The following is a 3,051-nucleotide window of genomic DNA, read 5'->3' on the forward strand; positions in this document are numbered from 1 at the left end:
TCCTGGACGTCGGCGGTCGTGTGGCTGGTGATCAGCGGCCGGCCGGTCGACGCGTCCCTCGTCGTGGTGGCGTGGCGCGCCCACACACCGGCGTAGCAGTCGGCCTGCAGCTCCGTGCGCACCGAGTTGCTGTTCGCGCCCGTCAGCCCGTCCCGGGACCGGCCCAGGGTGCCCATCAGGTCCTGCACGCGGTGCCCGTACTCGTGTGCCACCACGTAGGCCTGCGCGAACGCCCCGCCGCCCGCGCCGAACCTGTCCCGCAGCTCGTCGAAGAACCCGAGATCCAGATAGACCTTCCGGTCCCCGGGACAGTAGAACGGACCCACCGCCGCGGTCGCCGTCCCGCACGCGGTGCCGACCCGCTCGCTGAAGACGACCGTCGGGGACGCCGTGTACGTCCCTCCGCGCCGCCGGAACTCCTGCGCCCAGAAGTCCTGCACGCTGTTGACCACCGCCACGACGCGGCAGTCGTCCCTGGTGTTCGCGTCCCGTCCGGTGCGGCAGGTCTGCTGCACCTGTGCCAGCGAGGAGGAGGCGGGTGCGGGCGCATCGCCGGAGGACAGGCCGAGCTGGTCGGGTCCGACGCCGAAGAAGAGCCCGAGGAGCAGTGCGATCAGTCCCGCGATGCCGCCGCCCACGGTCGCCCGCCCGCCCGGGATCCGGCTGCCGCGCACATCCTGTACCTCGGAGGTGTCCAGGTCCGCGTCGTCGTCGAACTGCATGGCGTACCGCCTCTGCTCGCGTCGCCCCCTGGTCCCTCGGCCATCCTCACCTCCCGCCCGGCGCCGTGCGAACGGGGCCCGGGCGGCTCGAACAAGCGCACGCAGAAAAAGCGCTTGCATCGCCCCGTTAGACTTGGCCCATGGCCATTCTCCTCGCGCATTAGACGGCGGGAACGTCCTCAGCCGCCCACCCGCCAATCCCAGTACGCCCTGGAGTCTGTCCGTGATCTCCGCCTCCGGTATCGAGCTGCGCGCCGGTGCCCGCATCCTCATCGAGAACGCCACCTTCCGGATCGCCAAGGGCGACCGCATCGGTCTCGTCGGCCGCAACGGCGCCGGCAAGACCACCCTCACCAAGGTGCTGGCCGGTGAGGGCATCCCCGCCGCGGGCACCGTGGCCCGCTCCGGCGAGGTCGGCTACCTGCCGCAGGACCCGCGCACCGGCGACCTCGACGTCCTCGCCCGTGACCGTGTCCTCTCCGCGCGCGGCCTGGACGTGCTGATCCGCAAGATGCGCGAGAACGAGCAGCGCATCGCGAACGGCCAGGGCGCGACCCGGGAGAAGGCCCTCAAGCAGTACGAGCGCCAGGAGACCGAGTTCCTCACCAAGGGCGGGTACGCCGCCGAGGCCGAGGCCGCCACCATCGCGGCCGCGCTCAACCTGCCCGACCGGGTGCTCGGCCAGCCCCTGCACACGCTCTCCGGCGGTCAGCGCCGCCGTATCGAGCTGGCCCGGATCCTGTTCTCCGACGCGGACACGCTGCTGCTCGACGAGCCGACGAACCACCTGGACGCGGACTCGATCGTCTGGCTGCGCGACTACCTGAAGACCTACCGCGGCGGCTTCATCGTCATCTCCCACGACGTCGACCTGGTCGAGACCGTCGTGAACAAGGTGTTCTACCTGGACGCCAACCGGTCCCAGATCGACGTCTACAACATGGGCTGGAAGCTCTACCAGCAGCAGCGCGAGGCCGACGAGAAGCGCCGCAAGAGGGAGCGCGCCAACGCCGAGAAGAAGGCCGCCGCCCTCAACGCGCAGGCCGACAAGATGCGCGCCAAGGCCACCAAGACGGTGGCCGCGCAGAACATGGCGCGCCGCGCCGACAAGCTGCTCTCCGGCCTGGAGGCGGTCCGCCAGTCCGACAAGGTCGCCAAGCTCCGCTTCCCCGAGCCCTCGCCCTGCGGCAAGACCCCGCTGATGGCGGAGGGACTGTCGAAGTCGTACGGCTCGCTGGAGATCTTCACCGACGTCGACCTGGCCATCGACAAGGGGTCCCGGGTCGTCATCCTCGGCCTCAACGGTGCCGGCAAGACCACCCTGCTGCGTCTGCTCGGCGGTGTGGAGCAGCCCGACACCGGCGAGGTCGTCCCCGGCCACGGCCTCAAGCTCGGCTACTACGCCCAGGAGCACGAGACGCTGGACGCCGACCGCACGGTCCTGGAGAACATGCGCTCGGCCGCCCCCGACATGGACCTCGTGGAGGTCCGCAAGGTGCTGGGCTCGTTCCTCTTCTCCGGCGACGACGTCGACAAGCCGGCCGGTGTCCTCTCCGGCGGTGAGAAGACCCGTCTCGCCCTGGCCACGCTCGTGGTGTCGTCGGCGAACGTCCTGCTCCTCGACGAGCCGACCAACAACCTCGACCCGGCCAGCCGCGAGGAGATCCTCGGCGCGCTGCGCACCTACAAGGGCGCGGTCGTCCTCGTCACGCACGACGAGGGTGCGGTCGAGGCGCTCCAGCCGGAGCGGATCATCCTGCTGCCGGACGGTGTCGAGGACCTGTGGGGTTCGGACTACGCGGATCTCGTCGCCCTCGCTTGATCGAATGAGTGATCCACTGGCTATGGATCATTCGGCCCATCGGTGATCCATCATCTGTGTGAGATCTCCTCGTATCGGGGTGTGTCCTACATCGATTTCGCGGCCGATCCCTTTGTCGACAAGGGGTCGGCCGTGCCGCGTCCCTGACCTGGCACTTCGCGAAAGAACCCGTTCGGCGGTATGAGTGCCACACATTGGAAGAATGGATTCCGCTTGTGGGGATGTGCTCCTGTCGTCACAACCTTGTCCCACAGACCTTGCCGAATGGGTGGCCATGAAGCCCCGGAGGGGTGATCATGAGGGGACCAGAGCGCACTTCCCATGAGGAGGCACGGGTGGCCGAGACTCTGAAGAAGGGCAGCCGGGTGACCGGCGCCGCGCGCGACAAGCTCGCGGCAGACCTGAAGAAGAAGTACGACTCCGGTGCGAGCATCCGGGCGCTGGCCGAGGAGACCGGCCGTTGGTATGGCGTGGGGCACCGGATGCTCAGCGAGTGGGGCGGGACGC

The 3,051-nt window shown here is 69.2% G+C and carries 3 protein-coding genes; 2 read left to right on the forward strand and 1 reads right to left on the reverse strand.

Annotated elements, in window-relative coordinates; translation table 11 throughout:
- The coding region (locus ACFW2E_RS36950; RefSeq protein WP_384473437.1) for a neutral zinc metallopeptidase at positions 1–722 on the reverse strand (722 nt) is incomplete at its 3' end.
- 223 nt (positions 723–945) lie between these two features.
- Between ACFW2E_RS36950 and ACFW2E_RS36955 the strand changes: the two genes are divergently transcribed.
- Positions 946–2,544: an ABC-F family ATP-binding cassette domain-containing protein gene (locus ACFW2E_RS36955; RefSeq protein WP_384473440.1), complete on the forward strand. Its 1,599-nt coding sequence runs from the start codon at positions 946–948 to the stop codon at positions 2,542–2,544.
- 335 nt (positions 2,545–2,879) lie between these two features.
- Positions 2,880–3,051, forward strand: a 172-nt coding sequence (locus ACFW2E_RS36960) for a helix-turn-helix domain-containing protein (RefSeq protein WP_384473458.1), incomplete at its 3' end; no start/stop codon positions are given.

Source organism: Streptomyces sp. NPDC058964 (assembly GCF_042741275.1).
Lineage (GTDB): Bacteria > Actinomycetota > Actinomycetes > Streptomycetales > Streptomycetaceae > Streptomyces.